The sequence below is a fragment of the Jiangella asiatica genome, from assembly GCF_004349065.1.
Lineage (GTDB): Bacteria > Actinomycetota > Actinomycetes > Jiangellales > Jiangellaceae > Jiangella > Jiangella asiatica.
Map to the genome: position 1 here is coordinate 1 of NZ_SMKZ01000005.1, position 17,708 is coordinate 17,708.

Annotated in this window: 17 protein-coding genes; 11 read left to right on the forward strand and 6 right to left on the reverse strand. The window is 70.8% G+C overall.

All coding sequences use genetic code 11. The annotated features are described in order from the left end of the window. From E1269_RS05170 to E1269_RS33720, 5 genes are all read left to right on the forward strand, one after another. The coding region (locus E1269_RS05170; RefSeq protein WP_131892094.1) for a serpin family protein at positions 1–1,101 on the forward strand (1,101 nt) is incomplete at its 5' end. A gap of 23 nt (positions 1,102–1,124) precedes the next feature. After that, a complete protein-coding gene (locus E1269_RS05175; RefSeq protein WP_131892096.1) occupies positions 1,125–2,375 on the forward strand; it encodes a serpin family protein in 1,251 nt (416 codons plus the stop codon). Positions 2,376–2,605: 230 nt separating this feature from the next. Then, on the forward strand, positions 2,606–4,132 hold the full coding sequence (locus E1269_RS05180) for a GAF domain-containing sensor histidine kinase (RefSeq protein WP_131892097.1): 1,527 nt from the start codon (positions 2,606–2,608) through the stop codon (positions 4,130–4,132). Positions 4,133–4,143: 11 nt separating this feature from the next. Continuing rightward, positions 4,144–4,785, forward strand: a complete 642-nt coding sequence (locus E1269_RS05185; RefSeq protein WP_131892099.1) for a response regulator transcription factor — start codon at positions 4,144–4,146, stop codon at positions 4,783–4,785. A gap of 206 nt (positions 4,786–4,991) precedes the next feature. Next, positions 4,992–5,126, forward strand: coding sequence for a hypothetical protein (locus E1269_RS33720; RefSeq protein ID WP_275263975.1), 135 nt, complete (start codon positions 4,992–4,994; stop codon positions 5,124–5,126). Positions 5,127–5,537: 411 nt separating this feature from the next. On the opposite strand, the gene E1269_RS05190 is transcribed toward E1269_RS33720, so the two are convergent. The 4 genes from E1269_RS05190 to E1269_RS05205 form a co-directional block, all read right to left on the reverse strand. Continuing rightward, positions 5,538–6,551, reverse strand: coding sequence for an NlpC/P60 family protein (locus tag E1269_RS05190; protein WP_131892101.1), 1,014 nt, complete (start codon positions 6,549–6,551; stop codon positions 5,538–5,540). A gap of 84 nt (positions 6,552–6,635) precedes the next feature. Then, positions 6,636–6,887: a hypothetical protein gene (locus E1269_RS05195; protein WP_131892103.1), complete on the reverse strand. Its 252-nt coding sequence runs from the start codon at positions 6,885–6,887 to the stop codon at positions 6,636–6,638. Positions 6,888–7,138: 251 nt separating this feature from the next. Next, on the reverse strand, positions 7,139–8,434 hold the full coding sequence (locus E1269_RS05200; RefSeq protein ID WP_131892105.1) for an NYN domain-containing protein: 1,296 nt from the start codon (positions 8,432–8,434) through the stop codon (positions 7,139–7,141). Beyond that, the gene (locus tag E1269_RS05205; RefSeq protein WP_131892107.1) at positions 8,431–8,667 is read right to left on the reverse strand and encodes a hypothetical protein; all 237 of its coding nucleotides are present in this window, start codon (positions 8,665–8,667) and stop codon (positions 8,431–8,433) included. Before E1269_RS05205 ends, E1269_RS05200 begins: the two co-directional genes overlap by 4 nt. Positions 8,668–8,851: 184 nt before the next feature. On the opposite strand from E1269_RS05205, the gene E1269_RS05210 reads away from it, so the two are divergent. Both E1269_RS05210 and E1269_RS05215 read left to right on the forward strand, forming a co-directional pair. Then, positions 8,852–10,594 carry a DEDD exonuclease domain-containing protein gene (locus tag E1269_RS05210; protein WP_131892108.1) on the forward strand — a complete coding sequence of 581 codons (1,743 nt, stop codon included), beginning with the start codon at positions 8,852–8,854 and terminating at the stop codon, positions 10,592–10,594. Between the two features lie 219 nt (positions 10,595–10,813). Beyond that, entirely contained in the window at positions 10,814–11,095 is a 282-nt protein-coding gene (locus tag E1269_RS05215; protein WP_131892110.1) for an Lrp/AsnC family transcriptional regulator, read from the forward strand. A 137-nt stretch (positions 11,096–11,232) separates the two neighbouring features. Here the strand turns inward: E1269_RS05215 and trpD are convergent, their stop codons facing one another. Together trpD and E1269_RS05225 are read right to left on the reverse strand one after the other, a co-directional pair. Then, the gene (trpD, locus tag E1269_RS05220) at positions 11,233–12,270 is read right to left on the reverse strand and encodes an anthranilate phosphoribosyltransferase (RefSeq protein WP_131892112.1); all 1,038 of its coding nucleotides are present in this window, start codon (positions 12,268–12,270) and stop codon (positions 11,233–11,235) included. Next, positions 12,267–12,686, reverse strand: coding sequence for a hypothetical protein (locus E1269_RS05225; protein ID WP_131892114.1), 420 nt, complete (start codon positions 12,684–12,686; stop codon positions 12,267–12,269). The genes trpD and E1269_RS05225 overlap by 4 nt, the downstream gene beginning before the upstream one ends. Before the next feature lie 251 nt (positions 12,687–12,937). Between E1269_RS05225 and ctaE the strand changes: the two genes are divergently transcribed. Genes ctaE through qcrB form a run of 4 tightly spaced genes read left to right on the forward strand, consistent with a single transcriptional unit; the run spans position 12,938 to position 17,176 of the window. Then, positions 12,938–13,576 carry an aa3-type cytochrome oxidase subunit III gene (gene ctaE / locus E1269_RS05230; RefSeq protein WP_131892116.1) on the forward strand — a complete coding sequence of 213 codons (639 nt, stop codon included), beginning with the start codon at positions 12,938–12,940 and terminating at the stop codon, positions 13,574–13,576. Between the two features lie 11 nt (positions 13,577–13,587). Further along, positions 13,588–14,439, forward strand: a complete 852-nt coding sequence (qcrC, locus tag E1269_RS05235) for a cytochrome bc1 complex diheme cytochrome c subunit (RefSeq protein ID WP_239000786.1) — start codon at positions 13,588–13,590, stop codon at positions 14,437–14,439. After that, the gene (gene qcrA, locus E1269_RS05240) at positions 14,436–15,530 is read left to right on the forward strand and encodes a cytochrome bc1 complex Rieske iron-sulfur subunit (protein ID WP_131892118.1); all 1,095 of its coding nucleotides are present in this window, start codon (positions 14,436–14,438) and stop codon (positions 15,528–15,530) included. Before qcrC ends, qcrA begins: the two co-directional genes overlap by 4 nt. Beyond that, a complete protein-coding gene (gene qcrB / locus E1269_RS05245; protein WP_131892120.1) occupies positions 15,527–17,176 on the forward strand; it encodes a cytochrome bc1 complex cytochrome b subunit in 1,650 nt (549 codons plus the stop codon). The genes qcrA and qcrB overlap by 4 nt, the downstream gene beginning before the upstream one ends. The last annotated feature ends 532 nt before the right edge of the window (positions 17,177–17,708 follow it).

The following is a 17,708-nucleotide window of genomic DNA, read 5'->3' on the forward strand; positions in this document are numbered from 1 at the left end:
GCCGACGCGGGCACCGTCGGCGCCGCCGTCAACGCCTTCGGGTTCGACCTGCTCGGCCAGCTCACCGACGGCGACGACAACACCGTCACCTCCCCGGTCTCCGTCGCCGCACTCCTGGCCATGGTGCTCGCCGGCGCCGGCGGCGACACCGCCACCGCCATGGCCGACGTCCTGCACCTCGACGACGCCCGCGACGTCCGCGTCGGCGCACTGCTGGACCAGCTGGCCGACACCGACGACATCACCCTCTCCACCGCCAACGCCATCTGGGCTCGCGAGGACTTCCAGCTCGAGGACGACTACCTCTCCTTCGTCCGCGACTCCTTCGGAGCGACGGCCGAGCAGGCCGACCTCGGCGCGCAGGAGACCGCGGACGAGATCGACGCGTGGGTCCGCGAGCACACCGAGGACCGCATCGACGGCATCGCCGCCGACCTCGGCCTGCCCGACCCGCAGGCCGCCGTCCTCCTGCTCAACGCCGTCTACTTCCTCGGCACCTGGACCACCGAGTTCGATCCCGCCGCCACCCAGGACGAGCCGTTCACGCTGGCCGACGGCAACACCGCGGACGTCCCGCTCATGTACCTGCGCGACCAGGAGCTCGAGCTCGTCCAGCGCGACGGGTACCGCATGCTGCGCCTCCCCTACGGCCAGGACGGCCGCTACGGCATGGAGATCCTGCTCCCCGACGCCGACTCCAGCCTTCCGCAGGTGTTGTCGACGCTCGACGCCGCCGAGTGGGCCGAGGCGGTCGCGGGCCTCGCGCCGGAGGAGCTGGGCACCGTGGTACTGCCCCGCTTCGAGCTGGAGTGGAACGCCGAGCTGACCGAGGCGCTGACCGCGCTCGGCATGGGGCCCGCGTTCGCCGGCGGCGACTTCCGGCCGATGTCGGCACAGGGCCAGACGCTGGACACCGTCGTGCACAAGACCTACATCCGGGTCGACGAATCCGGAACCGAGGCCGCCGCCGTCACCGGCGGCATGACGCGTACGTCGGCCGGCGAGAGCTTCCGCGCCGACTGGCCGTTCGCCTTCACCATCTCCGACCGCGAGACCGGCACCGTCGTCTTTTTCGGGACGGTGGCCGACCCGCGCGGCTGAGCCCGACCAACCTGGGGGTACGCATGCCGCTCACGCGCTGGACCGCCGCCGTCGTCGCCGGTGCCTTGCTGGTCGCGGCCTGCGGGACCGCCGACGACGACGGCGACCGGTCGCCGGCCGCCTCCGGGCCGCCGGACGCCGCACGAGTCGAGGTGGTAGCCGACCTCGCGCCCGCCGACGCGGGCACCGTCGGCGCCGCCGTCAACGCCTTCGGGTTCGACCTGCTCGGCCAGCTCACCGACGGCGACGACAACACCGTCACCTCCCCGGTCTCCGTCGCCGCACTCCTGGCCATGGTGCTCGCCGGCGCCGGCGGCGACACCGCCACCGCCATGGCCGACGTCCTGCACCTCGACGACGCCCGCGACGTCCGCGTCGGCGCACTGCTGGACCAGCTGGCCGACACCGACGACATCACCCTCTCGGTGGCCAACGCGCTGTGGGCGCAGGAGGACCATCCCTTCGAGGAGGACTACCTGACGTTCGTCCGCGACACGTTCGGCTCCACGGCCGACGAGGCCGACCTCGGCGCGCAGGAGACCGCGGACGAGATCGACGCGTGGGTCCGCGAGCACACCGAGGACCGCATCGACAGCATCGCCGCCGACCTCGGCCTGCCCAACCCGAGCGCCGTCCTGGTGCTGCTGAACGCCGTCTACTTCCTCGGCGGCTGGACGACTGAGTTCGACCCGGCCGAGACGCGCGACGCCGGCTTCACCCTGCCCGACGGCGAGGTGGTCGCGGTCCCGCTCATGCACCTTCACGACCAGTACGCCGAGCTCAGCGAGCGGGACGGCTACACGATGCTGCGGCTGCCCTACGGCGCGGACGGCCGCTACGGCATGGAGATCCTGTTGCCGGCCGATCCCGCCGGCCTGCCCGACCTGCTCGGCCAGCTCGACGCCGCCGAGTGGGCCGACGCCGTCGCCGGGCTCACCGAACAGAAGGTCTCGACGATCGCGCTCCCGAAGTTCGAGTTGGAGTGGAAGGCGACGCTGAACGACGCGCTGACCGAGCTCGGCATGGGCGCGGCGTTCGCCGGCGGCGACTTCCGCCCCATGTCGCCCACCAACCCGTACCTCGACGTCGTCGTCCACAAGACGTACCTGCGCGTCGACGAGGCCGGCACCGAGGCCGCCGCGGTCACGGGCGGGGTGATGGAGGAGTCCCTCGGCCAGGAGTTCCGAGTGGACCGGCCGTTCGCGTTCACCATCTCCGACCGCGAGACCGGCACCGTGCTGTTCCTCGGTACGGTCACCGACCCACTCGCATAGCGCATCTCGGGCGATCCCGCGACTCGGAGCCAGGGCGCTGTCACAGCGGTCACAGTGAGTTTTGAGGCTCGTCACTGGCGGTAACGTTTTCATGCCAGCGCCTTGATCAACCCCGCGTCTCGAAGTGCGGGCACAAGGTCGTCTTCAGAACTCGCCAGAAGACTTTTTACGGCAAACTGCCCCCTGTGAGTGTGTGGGCTCCCGATTCCGTCCAGCGTCATTGGCATGGAGTGGCCGTTGCGCGGCCCGGCATGCTCGCGCTCGTCATCGCCCTGACCGGGTCGGCCCGCAGCGTCGTCACCGACTGGTGGTGGCTGGGAGCGCTGGCGCTGGTGGCACTGGCCGCGGCCATCTCCGAGCGCATCCTGCCGCGCACCCGCGTGCGGGTGGCCGCCGAGATGGCCCTGGCGTCCATCATCGTCGGGCTCGGGCTACCCGAGGCCTACCTCGCCCTCCCCTACCTCCTCGTGCCTGCGTTCGCCGCGGGCCTGGCCGGCAGCATCATGGGTACCGCCATCACCACCCTGACCGGTGCCGTGGGGTTGGCCATCGGCAACATCCTGGCCGGCGGAAACCTCATCGAGCTGCCCACGTTCGGTAGCGTCTCGGTCTGGGTGGTCATCATCTTCGCCACCGGCGCCATCGGGGCGTGGGTGCTGCGCCTGGACACCATCCAGATCGCCGACGGCGGCCGCTACGCCGCCGCGTACCGCCTGCTGTCGGAGCTGCGCGTCGTCTCGCGACGGCTCTCGGTCGGCCTCGACCCGGGCACCCTCGCCGAAGGCCTGCTCGACCACGTCGCCCGCCCGCTGTCGGTACGCCGGGCCGCGCTGCTGGTGCGACGCGAGGGCGGCAACCTGTTCCCGCTCGCACACCGCGGCGAGGACGACGGCTGGCTGCTCGGCGCCGAGCGCGACCCCGTCGTCCTCGAGGCATGGAGCAGCGAGACGCCCGCGTGGACACCCATGGGGCGGCGCGGCTTCCGCGTCGTCCTGCCGCTGCGGGTCGGGTCACGCACCATGGGCGTCATCGTCGCCGACGTGCCCGACCAGGTCTCCTCCGACGAGCTGCAGACGCTCGTGGGCTCCACCGACGAGGGCGCCCTGCGCCTGGAGACGGCCCTGCTGTTCGACGAGGTCCGCGAGCTGGCCACGCGCGAGGAGCGGCGGCGGCTGGCCCGCGAAATCCACGACGGCATCGCGCAGGAGCTGACGTCGCTGGGCTACCTCGTCGACGACCTCATCGCCCGCACCACCGACGCCGACGCCAAGTCGTTGTCGACGACGCTGCGCCAGGAGCTGACCCGCATCCTGTCCAACCTGCGGCACTCGATCTTCGACCTGCGCAGCGACCTCGACCACGACGGCGGCCTCGGCTCGTCGCTGTCCGCCTACGCCCGCCAGGTCGGCGCCCAGGCCGGCCTCAAGGTCCACCTGGTGCACCAGGAGGAGCACGACCGGCTGCGCCCGGAGGTCGAGGCCGAGCTCCTACGCATCGGACAGGAGGCCATCACCAACGTCCGCAAGCACGCCAAAGCCAAGAACCTGTGGGTGACGGTGTCCGTCAGCCCGCCGAACGCCCAGATTCGGGTGGTCGATGACGGAACGGGCATGCGGGACCAGCCGCGTGGACGGTACGGTCTGGAGATCATGGCCGAGCGGGCGCGGCGAGTGGGGGCGACACTCGTCATCGAAGACAGACCCGAGAGCGGTACCGTCGTCGACGTATCCCTCGGCAGCATTGATGGAGAGGGGTAACAACCGTGCCCATGTCGGTCATGCTCGTAGACGACCACGAGCTCATCCGCCAAGGCCTTCGCCGAGCATTCGAGCGCGACGCGGATTTCACCGTGGTCGGGGAGGCGGCGACAGTCGCCGAGGCGCAGAAGCTCGCCGAGGCCAGCCAGCCCGCGGTGGCGGTCATCGACATCCGGCTGCCCGACGGCAGCGGGCTGGAGCTGGCCCACCGGCTGCGCCAGGCCCGCGCCGACATCGGCTTGGTCATCCTCACCATGTACGCCGGTGACGACCATCTGTTCGGCGCGCTCGACGCCGGGGCCTCGGCGTTCGTCCCCAAGAGCTCCCCGAGCGACGAGGTCGTGGCCGCCGCCCGGCACGCCGCGGCCACCCCGTCCGCGTTCATCGCCGACGGCCTGGCCGAAGCCATGCAGCGCCGCCTGCACCCCACCGGCCCGCAACTCACCCGGCGCGAGCGCGAGGTGCTCGACCTGCTGGCCGACGGCTTGGGCGTCTCGAGCATCGCGCGCAAGCTGTACATCAGCGAATCGACGACGAAGACCCACGTGTCGAAGCTCTACGACAAGCTCAACGCGTCCAACCGGGCGCAGGCCATCATGGCCGCGGTCCGAGCCGGCCTGTTGAGCCGTGGCGAGGACGCCCAACCGGGGTAATGTGACACCGGCACCGGTGCCGGTGACATCGGGCCGGCAGTTGTGACACTGGGTGTCGCACCGTTACACAGTGTGACAGTCCTCCCCCGTTCAGACGATACGTAAGTAACCGCTCGCTCCATCGACCCTGAAGTGATCTGACCTCATCCTTGAGGTAGCTGGTACTGACCTGCCGGCAGACACGAAGGGTCCGGGGGTGATCGCCCATGCGTGAGGTTCTGCGACAGCGGAACTCTGTGCGCGTCGAGAGTGCGCTGATGCGGTTGGCCGTCGTCGCCATCATCTTGGCCGGCACGTGCTTCATCAGTTGGCAGTTGAGCCACGCCATCAGCGTCGGCTGAGTTCGCTCAGCTGGCGTCCACCAGTCCGGACGGTGATGGAACGGCGTCTGCGATCGTCTCGGTCGGCTCCGCGAGTGCCGATCGGTGCGGAACGTCACAGCGGCCGTCCAGGCCGGTGGAGCTTCAGCGCAACCTGCTTGACCTGTATGTTCACCCGTCGTGCCGGTCGCCGCACCCGTCGCGGCCGACACGCGGCCCCGTCGTTCCCGGCCGAGCTGTGACACGCTCGCCGGCCCTGACCTCACGGGTCATCTCCGCAGCAGGGCGGCATTGACCTGCGGTTCTACGTGTCCGATGCCGGCCATCGCCGCATGAGTCCAGACGTCACGACGGCCGGCTGCGCCGCTCATCGGCCCGATGTCACGGGCGTCACGGTGACGTCACGTGTCAGCCTTCGGGCTCAGGGTTCGGTCAGCCCGGCCGGGTGGCGCCGGAGAACGGCATCAGGTCGACGTCGTCGACGCTGACCACGTCACCCGGGTGGGTGGCGTGCACGATCTGGCCGTCGCCGATGTAGATGCCGACATGGCTGATGGGGCTGTAGTAGAAGACGAGGTCGCCGGGCTGCAGCTGGCTCTTGGAGACGCGGGAGCCAGCATTGATCTGTGAGCCGGACGAGCGCGGCAGGCTCACCCCGGCCTCGGCCCACGCCGCGGAGGTCAGGCCGGAGCAGTCCCAGCAGTCCGGGCCGTTGCCGCCCCAGCAGTACGGGTCGCCCACCTGCGACAGCGCGAACTCGACGACGGCGCCGGCGCGGCCGGAGACGGGCACGTCGGGCGGCGTGTCCTCGTCCTCCTCGTCGTCCTCACCCCGGCTGGGCTGCTCGGCCTCTTCCCGCTCTTCCTCCAGGCGGGCGAGCTCCTCCGCCTCGAGCTGGTCGAGGATGGCCTGCGCCTCGTCGAGGAGTTTCTCTACGTTCTCGCGCTCGGTGTCCAGCGTGGCCTCGACGGCATGCTGGCGGGCCAGCTCCTCGTCGGCCAGCATGCGCGCCTGCTCCAGGCTGCGGCTGACCTCGGCGGCGCTCGCGAGGCTGTCGGCCTGCTGGCCGGCGTAGGCATTGACGACGGAGGCCTGCGCGAGGAAGTCCTCAGGGCTCTCGGCGAGCAGCGCCTGCAGCGTCGGGTCGAACCCGCCGCCGGAGCGGTAGCTGGCCGCGGCGAACCCGGCGACCTGCGCCCGGACCGCCTCGACCGCGGCCTCCTGGCGGGTCAGCGAGGCCTGCGCACGCTCGATGCGCCGCTGCACCTCGGCGAGCTCGTCCGTGGCGGCGTTGTAGCGCTCGGTGGCCTGTTCGGCCTGGTGGTAGAGCGCATCCACCTGCTCCCGGACCTCGTCGATGGTCGGCTCCGGATCGGCATGTCCGGACGTCGTCAGCATCAGCATTCCGGTGACGCTGACCGCGGCCGTGCACAGCGCTACGAGCACTCGGCGAGGGCTACGCGACTGACCACCTGGCACAGGCACTCTGGTCCTTCCTTCGGGCGGGAATCAGGCACCTGGGCCGGGAGCCTAGCCAGCCGAGCGCGCCTGCCGCAAATCCCTGGGCGGAGTTTCTGGCGACTTTTTCCGGTCGGCACGCTCGTTGTCACCATCGGTCACGACCAAACGCAGCGGTGGCACCAGTCCTGCCTCGGCGAGCACGCCGATGGCGTCCCGCTCCTCGCCACCCAGCTCGGTGTCGAGCGGTCCCAGCAGCACAGACACTACGCAGTCGGTGCACGCGAGGCCGCGCATCTCGCAGCGGTCACAGTCGATATGCATGATCCCCAGTCCCTCACGCTCGCAAGGGCGAGCCCTTGCCCGCCGACAACGACGCTAGGTCCAGGGTCCGACAAGGTCCCTCCCTCGCCGGCCTCCGAATGATCACGTTCAGCACGAAATCTCGTGTCGCACCATGCCTGCGAGCATGGTGACGCGCGAGGCATCCTGGTGATGTTGGCCTGAGGACGAAGACGAAGACGAAGACGAGGCCGAGGCCGACACGGCAGGGCGGCCGACCCGGCAGCCGTGCCTCAGCGGGCCAGCAGGCCCACCAGCGCGACCGCCTCGACGCTGCGCACGCCCGGCCGCCGGACGCCCTCGGCGACCTCGCGGTCCGAGGACGCGACGACCACCGGCCGGCCCTCCGGCTCGGCCAGGACCATGCGCCGGATCAGCTCGTCCGCGGTCTGTCCGGTCGGGCTGAACCGGACCCGGACGCCCTGGGCGGAGGCCACCGGCGGCGGCACCGTCACGTCCGCCCCGTCGAACACGCAGGTCACCTCGGCACCGGTCCGCGCGGTCACCGCGGCGAGTCCCTGCACGAGCCGGGAGCGCTGCGCGTCCAGCGGCATCGTCGACCAGGCTGTCTTCGTGACGTTGTAGCCGTCGACGATCAGGTGCACCCGCGGCAGCGCCAGCAGCTCGTCGAGGTACCCCGGCTCGTCGGCGCGCCGAGCCCGTCCGGAACCGGCCCCGGCCAGCGGGTCACCGGGCACGACCGCGTCGACGGTGTCGGCGGGCTGCAGCGAGGACGCCGGCAGTGCCAGCTCGCGCCGGAGTCCGGAAGCTGCCTCGGCGAGCGTGTCGAGCAGCAGCGCCAGTCGCGCCGTCTCGAGGCTGCGCTCGGCCCGGCCGCTGCGCCGCACCGCCTCCAGCGCGCCTTCCGCGTCGGCCAGCCGGCCACGCAGCCGCCGCGACTCCGCCTCGGCCGCCCGCAGCGCCGCGCGGGTCTCGGCCAGGTCGCGGGCCGTCTCCTCCTGCTCCTCGCGATCCTGCTGGCGCACGGCGCCGAGCTTCTCCCGCGTCTCCTGGATGCGCCGGCGCAGCGTCGTGTTCTCGGCCTTGAGCCGGTCGATCTCGGCCCGCATCGTCGCGCGCATCTCCCGGGCCGAGGCGCGGGCGGCGTCGAGCTGCTCGCGGATGCGCTCCGTCGCCGCCGCCTCGCGGGCCCGCCGTGCCTCGTCGTCGTCACGGCGCAGCGACATGGTGGCCGCCTCGATCAGCTCTTCCCACCCCTCCGGGCGCAGCAGGTAAGCCATGACGGCGACGTCGACGGGGTCCGCAGCGGCCGGCGTCGTCCCCTCGTCCAGAGCCTTGGCCAACGCAGGATCGTGAGCGGCCGCGGCGTCGAGCACGCGGCGGCGGAAGCCGGCGTCGGTGTCGAGTGCGGTGGCGATCGCGTTGCCGCCCAGCCGCGCCCGCTTGGCCGCGGCGAACCGCGCGATGGGACGCAGGACCCCGGGCGCGTCGTCGGTCGGCAGCCCGCCCAGCACGTCCGAGGCGAGGGCCACGACCCGGGCCCGGACGGCGTCGGGCAGGGCGTTCACGCCGAGTCTGGGCGCGCGACGAGCTCCACCGTGCCGTCCCCGCCACACCACCGGCAGATGACCCGCTCGACCGACTCGGCCAGCACGTCGGTCTCCTCGACCTTCGGCGCGCCGGCGAGGTCGACGTGGACGTACTCGCGCACCCGGCTGGAGCGAACCACGTCGAACCGCGTCAGGTTGCCGCACTGCGCGCAGCGCCACCGAGTCGTCTCGGACGGCTGGGGGACGGGCATGTGCTCCTCCTCTGCCTCGCGCATGGGTCGTGACGTGCCCAGCGTAGGCGCTCGGCGATCGGTTGCCGGCGACGCCGCGAGTTCTCGCTGATCAGTGCCAGCGTCGGCGGGTCGTGCCCGGAGGTTGTCGGTGGGCGTGCCTACTGTGCGGATCAGGGGTGCGGACCGAGCGGAGGAGGTGGGCATGACGGCCGTGGCGATCCAGGGCACGCTGGACGAGATCGGCATGCCCCTGGTGTCCACGACGTTCGTCGTCGTCGACCTCGAGACCACCGGCGGCGCGCCCAGCGGGTCGGAGATCACCGAGATCGGCGCGGTCAAGGTCCGCGGTGGCGAGGTGGTCGGCGAGTTCTCCACGCTGGTCCGGCCCGGCTCCTCCATTCCGCCGTTCATCGCGGTGCTCACCGGCATCACCGACCTCATGGTCGCCGGCGCGCCGCGCATCACCTCGGCGCTGCCGTCGTTCCTGGAGTTCGCGCACGGCAGCGTGCTGGTGGCACACAACGCACCGTTCGACGTCGGCTTCCTCAAGGCCGCGTGCGAGCTCACCGGCGCCCGCTGGCCGCCGTTCCACGTGCTCGACACCGCGCGGCTGGCCCGCCGGGTGCTCTCGCGCGACGAGGCCCGCGACTGCAAGCTGTCCACGCTGGCCCGGCTGTTCCGGTCCGGCACCACGCCCAACCACCGGGCGCTGGCCGACGCGCGCGCCACCGTCGACGTCCTGCATGGCCTGCTCGAACGGCTCGGCAACGTCGGCGTCCACACCGTCGAAGAGCTGGCGTTGTGGCAGAGCAAGGTCACCGTGGCTCAGCGGCAGAAACGGCACCTGTCCGAGCAGCTGCCGCATGCCCCGGGCGTCTACCTGTTCACCGCGCCCGACGGCGAGGTCCTCTACGTCGGCAAGAGCAAGGATCTGCGCACCCGCGTCCGCACGTACTTCACCGCGTCCGAGACCCGCCCGCGGATGACCGAGATGGTCTCCATCGCCACCGGCGTCACCGGCATCGAGTGCGCCACGCCGCTGGAGGCGGAGGTGCGCGAGCTCCGGCTGATCGCCGAGCGCAAGCCCCGCTACAACCGCCGCTCGCGCTTCCCCGAGCGCGGCAGCTGGCTCAAGCTGACCGTCGAGGCGTTCCCGCGGCTGTCACTGGTCCGGCAGGTGCGCGACGACGACGCCACCTACCTCGGGCCGTTCGGGTCACGGCGGCTGGCCGAGGCGGCCATGACCGCCGTGCACGAGGCCGTGCCGATCCGCCAGTGCACTCAGCGCCTGTCGATGAAGCCCGCGTCGTCTGCCTGCATCCTGGCCGACATGGGACGCTGCGGCGCGCCCTGCACCGGTGCGGAGTCGCCGGCCGACTACGCGGTGCACGTCGACGCCGTCCGGCAGGCCTTCACCGGCGACCCCGGTCCGCTGGTCCGCCGCCTCCTGGAGCGCATCTCGCTGCTGGCCGAGCAGCAGCGGTACGAGGAGGCAGCGGTCCGGCGCGACCGGCTGTCCACGCTGGTCCGCTCCGCCGCCCGGGGCCAGCGGATGGCCGCGCTGGCCGCTGTCCCGCAGCTCGTCGCGGCCCGGCGGCGCGAGCTCGGCGGCTGGGAGCTGCACGTGATCCGGTACGGCCGGCTCGCCGCCGCCGAGGTCTCACCGCCCGGCGCCGACCCCCGTCCGTATGTCGACGCCCTCGTCGCCACGGCCGAGACGGTGCGCCCGGCGCCCGAGCCCTTGCCGGCCGCCACCGCCGAGGAGGCCGAGTGCGTGCTGCGCTGGCTCGAGACTCCCGGCACGCGTCTGGTCCGCGTCGACGGCGTCTGGGCGCTGCCGTGGCCCAGCGCGGCCGGCTACGCCGCCGTCGTCGAGGCCCGCGACGAGGACCACTACGCCGCCCAGCCATTCGCCGACCGCCGTCCCCTTCGCCCCCTCCGCTGACCTCAGCCGCACTCCCTTGCGCACGCCCAGCCTTTGCGCGCTCCTGTCCGCCCCGCTCCAAATGATCACGTTCAGCACGTGATCTCGTGTCGCACCATGCTCGTAGGCCTGGTGACGCGCGAGGAATCCTCGTGATGCAGCCCCGGAGCCGACGCGCGGACGCCCCGGGACCCCCGGTAGTCTCGGCGCCGAAGCGGTTCCACCCCGAGGAGACATCACATGATCACTGCGATCGTGTTCATCCAGGCCGACGTCGCGCGCATCCCCGAGGTCGCCGAGGAGATCGCGGCGCTCGACGGCGTGAGCGAGGTCTACTCGGTCACCGGCGAGATCGATCTCGTCGCCCTGGTGCGGGTCCGCACCCACGAAGCGATCGCGGAGGTCGTCGCCGATCGGCTCAACAAGGTCGACGGCGTCCTCAACACCGAGACGCACATCGCGTTCCGCACGTTCTCCAAGCACGACCTCGAGGCAGCGTTCGCGCTCGGCGCCGAGGACTGACGGCGTCGGGCAGGGCTGGCCATCACCAGGACTATCCACGCATCACCAGGCCTACGAGCATGGTGCGACACGAGATCTCGTGCTGAACGTGATCATTTGGGCCCGTGGGGCGCGGCCGGTGGGCGGGAGTGGGGCGGTCAGGCGGAGGCGGCGGTGACCCAGCGGGACAGCAGGTCCGCGGCGGCGCCGGAATCGACCGCGTCGGCGGCCTGCGCCAGCCCGGCGGACAGCCGGTCGTCCAGCGGCGCGTCCGAGGCGTCGTAGGCGGCCAGTCCGGCGGCGGCGTTGAGCAGGACGGCGTCGCGCACCGGACCCTTCTCGCCGCCCAGGTACCGATGTACCGCGTCGCAGTTGTAGGCGACGTCGCCGCCGCGCAGGGCCTCCGGCGACACCGGCGCGATGCCCAGCGTCGACGGGTCGAACCGCTCCTCGACGACCTCGCCGCCGCGCACGACCCAGACGCGCGACGTCGTCGTGGTGGTCAGCTCGTCGAGGCCGTCGTCGCCTCGGAACACCAGGGCGGACACTCCTCGCCCGGCCAGCACCCCGGCGATCAGGCCGGCGACGCGGGCGTCGGCGACCCCCACTGCCTGCGCGGTGGGCCGCGCCGGGTTGGCCATCGGGCCGAGCATGTTGAACGTCGTTTGGATGCCCAGCTCGCTGCGCGCGGTGGACGCGTAGCGAAGCGACGGGTGGAAGGCGGGCGCGAAGCAGAACGTGATGCCGACCTCGTTGACGATCTCGACGACTCGCTGTGCCGGGAGATCGAGCCGGATGCCCAGCCCCTCCAGAACATCGGCGGAACCGCACACCGACGACGCCGCCCGGTTGCCGTGCTTCACCACGCGCGCACCGGCGCCGGCGGCCGTGATGGCGGCCATCGTGGAGATGTTGACGGTGTGCGCGCGGTCGCCGCCGGTGCCGACGATGTCGAGCGACGGGCCGTCGTCGGGGAACGGGGTGGCGTGGTCGTACATCGCCGCGACCAGACCCTCGAGCTCGGTGACGGTCTCGCCCTTGGCTCGCAGCGCGACCGCGAACCCGGCGATCTGCACCGGGGTTGCCTCGCCGCTCATGATCTCGCCCATCGCCCAGGCGGCCGCCTCCGTGGGCAGGTCCTCGCCGCCGACCAGCGAGGTCAGCACGGCCGGCCAGGTCTGGCTGACCTCACTCATGACGCCGCCGGCACGCCGGCGGCCCGCCCGCGCATCAGCTCGGCCACCGCGGACGCCACCTCGATGGGGTCCAGCGGATGGGACACGACGGCCTCCGCCCGCGACCAGGTGGCCAGCCACGCGTCCTGCGGGCGGCCGATCAGCACGAGTACGGGCGGAGACTGGAAGATCTCCTCCTTGATGGTGCGTGCGATGCCCATGCCGCCGGCCGGCACGGCTTCGCCGTCCAGGATCGCGATGTCGATGCCGCCGGCGTCGAGGGTTCTGATGACGGCGGCATGCGTGGCGACCTCGACGAACTCGACCTTCGGGAGGTCTGCGGCGGGCCGGCGGCCGATGGCGAGGCGCACCTTGTCGCGGGTGGTGCGGTCGTCGCTGTAGACGAGGATCGTCATCGTCGGCTCGGTGCTGCTCATCCTTGCGGTCCTCGCTGGCGTGGGTCGGCTGGTGGATGGTCGACTCGATGGTACCGGTGAGCCGCCACCGTCGCCGTCGTGCACCCACCGGCCTGTTGCCCGCCGGGCCGCGCGATCTCCACAAGCTCCGTATTTCATAGGTAAGGCTTGCTTTAATTGGCGACCCTGGCGCACCATATCGGTGACACGCCCGACGCCCGCTACCCCGGGGTCCTGTCGTACCCGTCGGAGCGGACCGACATAATGACAACGTGGCTTCCGCAACTGCCGTCGACGCTGCCCACACGCGGCAACCCGAGCGACCCAATCTCGTCGCCGTCGGGGTGATCGTGTGGCTGTCCAGCGAGCTGATGTTCTTCGCGGCCCTGTTCGCGATGTACTTCACGCTCCGCTCCAACGCCCCGGACCTCTGGGACGAACAGTCCAGCCTGCTGAACGTGCCGTTCTCGCTGCTCAACACGACCGTTCTGGTGCTGTCGTCCGTCACGTGCCAGCTCGGCGTGCTGCGGGCCGAGCGCGGCCAGGTCGGCCGGCTGGGCAACCTGTTGCAGGTCGGCAAGTGGGGCATGCGCGAGTGGTTCGTGCTGACGTTCCTGATGGGCGCGTTCTTCATCGGCGGCCAGGTGTTCGAGTACGCCGAGCTGGCGATGCACGAGGGCCTGACGCTGTCCAGTGACCCGTACGGCTCCATCTTCTATCTGGCCACGGGCTTCCACGGCCTGCACGTCACGCTCGGCCTCATCGCCTTCCTGTTCCTGCTGGGGCGGACGTTCATGACGCGGCGGTTCACCCACGAGCAGGCCACCAGCACGATCGTCGTCTCCTACTACTGGCACTTCGTCGACGTCGTCTGGATCGCCCTGTTCCTCACCATCTACGTGGTCAAGTGACGAGGAGAGACGTGCCCAGATCGTTGCCCGGCCGGCCCCGCGGCTCGTGGATCGGGCGGTTGCTGTCCACCCGGCGGCGGCACCCGCTGGCCGCCATCGCCGTGCTGGTCGCCCTCATGTTCACCTGTGGGGGCGCGTACGCCGCGCTGGCGCCGTCGACGTCACAGAACGTGCAGGCCGCGTCGAGCACGCAGATCGACGAGGGCCGGCAGCTGTTCGCCGTCGGCTGCGCCTCCTGCCACGGCCTGAACGGTGAGGGCCAGATCAACGACGACGGCGAAGTGCTCGGCCCGTCACTCATCGGGGTCGGAGCGGCCTCGGTCGACTTCCAGGTCGGCACCGGGCGCATGCCCCTGGCCGCGCCGTCGGCGCAGGCCGAGCGGAAGCCCCCGGCCTACGACCAGGACCAGATCGACGCGCTGGCCGCCTTCGTCGCCTCCCTCGCGCCCGGACCGGACATCCCGGACGCGGAGTACCTCGACACGTCCGCCGGTGACGTCGCCCGAGGCGGCGAGCTTTTCCGCACCAACTGCTCGCAGTGCCACAACACCACCGGTCAGGGCGGCGCCCTGACCAATGGCCAGTTCGCCCCGGCGCTGACCGGGGTCGAGCCGAGGCACATCTACGAAGCGATGCTCACCGGCCCGCAGGCCATGCCGGTGTTCACCGACGAGACCATCACGCCGGAGGAGAAGCGCGACATCATCGCGTTCCTCGAGTCCGTGCAGGACGAGCCCGACCCCGGTGGCCTGGGCATCGGCCGCGCGGGCCCGGTGGCCGAGGGCTTGTGGGCCTGGCTGGTGGGTATCGGCCTGCTGATCGGTATGGCCACCTGGATCGTGACGAGGTCGTCGAAGGCATGAGCGCGAACAACGAGCACAACAGCGGCCACGGTGAGTCCGAGGAGATCGCCCGGCGCGAGCCGGACGAGGTGGCCGCCGTCGGCGACCCCATCGCCGACCCGGGACTCCATCACAACGACGAGCGCCTCACCGACGTCGACCCGAAGGCGGGCCGGCGCGCGGAGCGGCAGGTCGCCGGCATGTTCACGCTGGCGTCGCTGCTGATGGTGGGGTTCATCGTCGCGTATGTGGCGATCGGCATCCACCCCGACGACCCCGAGAACGGCGTCGACATCGGCAACGTCCAGGTGTCGAACCTGGCGCTCGGCCTGACGCTCGGCCTCGCGTTGCTCCTCGTCGGCGCCGGTGCCGTGCAGTGGGCCCGGAGCCTCATGACGTCGCCGGAGGTCGTCCACGAGCGCCACGAGCTGCGCAGTGACGACGAGACCCGGCAGGCCACGCTGGACGACTGGAACACCGGGGTCGAGGAGACCGGCTTCGGCCGCCGCAAGATGATCCGCAACTCGCTGCTCGGCGCGCTGGCGCTGCTGCCGCTGCCGGCGGTCCTCCTGTTGCGCGACATGGGGCCGAACACCGGCGGCACCCCGGCCGAGCGCAAGGAGCACACCATCTGGGCCGAAGGCGTGCGCATCCTCACCGATGTGACCTTCATGCCCATTCGCGCCGCCGACCTGGAGGTCGGCTCGCTGGTCAACGCTATGCCGGCGACGTTCGAGGAGCTGCCCGAGCACGGCCCGGAGCGCATCAACGAGCGCGCGAAGTCGCCGGTCATGCTGGTCCGGATGCTGCCCGACGAGATCCACGTCGCCGAGGGCCGTGAGAACTGGCACGTCGACGGCATCCTCGCGTACTCGAAGATCTGTACCCACGTCGGTTGCCCGATCAGCCTGTACGAGCAGACGACGCACCACATGCTCTGCCCATGCCACCAGTCGACATTCGACCTGGCCGACAACGGCAAGGTCATCTTCGGCCCGGCGACGCGATCCCTGCCCCAACTACCGATTGCCGTCGACGACGAGGGATACTTGATCGCACAGAGCGACTTCACCGAGCCCGTCGGGCCGAGCTACTGGGAGCGGACGCGATGAGTACCATCGTCAACGGTGCCGGCAAGGTAGTCGATTTCGTCGACCAACGGATCACAGCCTCCAACTGGCTGAAGCGGAACATCCGCAAGGTCTTCCCGGACCACTGGTCGTTCCTGCTCGGTGAGATCGCGCTGTTCAGCTTCATCCTCATCCTGCTGTCCGGCGTGTTCCTGACGTTCTGGTTCAAGCCGTCGATGGCGCACATCGCCTACGAGGGCGCCTACGTCCCCATGCGGGGCGTCGGCATGTCCGAGGCTTACGCGTCGACGCTGGAGCTCTCCTTCGAGGTCCGCGGCGGCCTGCTGATGCGCCAGGTGCACCACTGGGGCGCGCTGGTCTTCCTGGCCGCGATGTCCGCACACATGCTGCGCATCTTCTTCACCGGCGCGTTCCGCAAGCCGCGTGAGATCAACTGGCTGATCGGCGTGACCCTGCTGGTGCTCGGCGTCGCTGCCGGCTTCACGGGCTACTCGCTCCCCGACGACCTGCTGTCCGGCACCGGCCTGCGCATCATCGAGGGTGGCATGCTGGCGATCCCGATCGTCGGCACGTACCTTTCGTCGTTCCTGTTCGGCGGCGAGTATCCGGGCGACGACATCGTCGCGCGGCTCTATCCATTGCACATCCTGCTGATCCCGGGGCTCATCATCGCGCTGGTCACCGCGCACCTGATGATCCTCTGGTACCAGAAGCACACCCACTGGGGCGGCCCGGGCAAGACGAACCACAACGTCGCCGGCGCTCCGTTCTTCCCGATCTACGTTGCCAAGGCCGGTGGCTTCCAGTTCATCGTCATGGGCGTCATCGTCCTGCTCGCGGCCACCATCCAGATCAACCCGGTCTGGCTGTGGGGTCCATACGATCCATCAGTGGTCAGCGCGGGCACCCAACCGGACTGGTACGTCGGCTTCCTCGACGGCGCCCTACGTGTGATGCCGCCATGGGAGTTCTATATCTTCGACCGCCCGATCACGATGAGCGTGCTCATCCCGGCGGTCATCCTGCCCGGGCTGATTCTGACGCCACTGGCGCTCTACCCCTGGCTGGAGCAGAAGGCCACCGGCGACACCCGCGAGCACCACGTCCTGGACCGGCCCCGCAACGTGCCGGTGCGTACGGGCATCGGTGTGGCCTTCATCGTCTTCTACATCCTGCTGTGGATCGCGGGCGGCAACGACTTCTTCGCCACGATCCTGGAGATCCCGGTCAACTGGATCACCTGGTCGATCCGGATCGGCATCTTCGCGCTGCCGCCGCTGGCGTTCTGGCTCACCAAGCGCATCTGCCTCGGCCTGGAGCGCCGCGACCGCGACAAGGTCATGCACGGCCGCGAGACCGGCATCGTCATGGTCAGCCCGGACGGCGAGTTCTCCGAGCTGCACGCGCCGCTCTCGCAGGCCGATGCCTACCAGCTCACCTGGCACGAGCGGCAGCTGCCCTCCGACCCGGGCCCGGCGACGGACGCCAACGGCATCCCGAACCCGAACTACCGCGCCAAGCGAGTCCAGGCCAAGCTGTCGCGCTTCTACTTCGGCGACGTCGTCCAGAAGCCGACGCGCGAAGAGGTCGAGGCCGCGCACCACAACGGCCACCACGATGCGGTCGAGGCCGGCCACCGCGACGAGATCACCAGCGGTCAGCAGTAGCAGACCGAGTCCGGCAGCAGACCGGCCCCGCCGTGCCCACACGTGGCGCGGCGGGGCCGGTTTTCGTCGTGCGCACCACTGGGTCGGCTCGCTCCCGTGCCCGACGCCGCGCGCAAGAAGCTACAAGACCGCCCACTCCCTTGCTGCCTAGCATCGATGACGTCCTCGCAACGCCGGCTGCAAGTGAAGGAGACGGGTGCGTGTCGGCAGCTCGACAAGGCCAGGCCGCTGGCCTCCAGGTTCGGCTCATGGACGATGAGCTCCGACGACGACCGCCTCTCCCCGGCGACGAGCATGCCCAGGTTGGTCCGCGCCGCGCCGAGGAGCCGCTGTGCCTCTTGCCGCGGCACGCTGGTGAGTGGCATGTCCGCGACGGCGTCGCCGTCCCGGTCCCGCTCGTCGGCGCCTGTACGACGAAGGAGCTGACGGGCTCCCTGAGCGCACGAGGCACTGTCCGGCGTCCTGTGTCCCTCTCAGCGGGTGTGTGGACGCGAGTTCTCGGCCGTCGTCGACCGGGTCGGCGTCGGCCCGA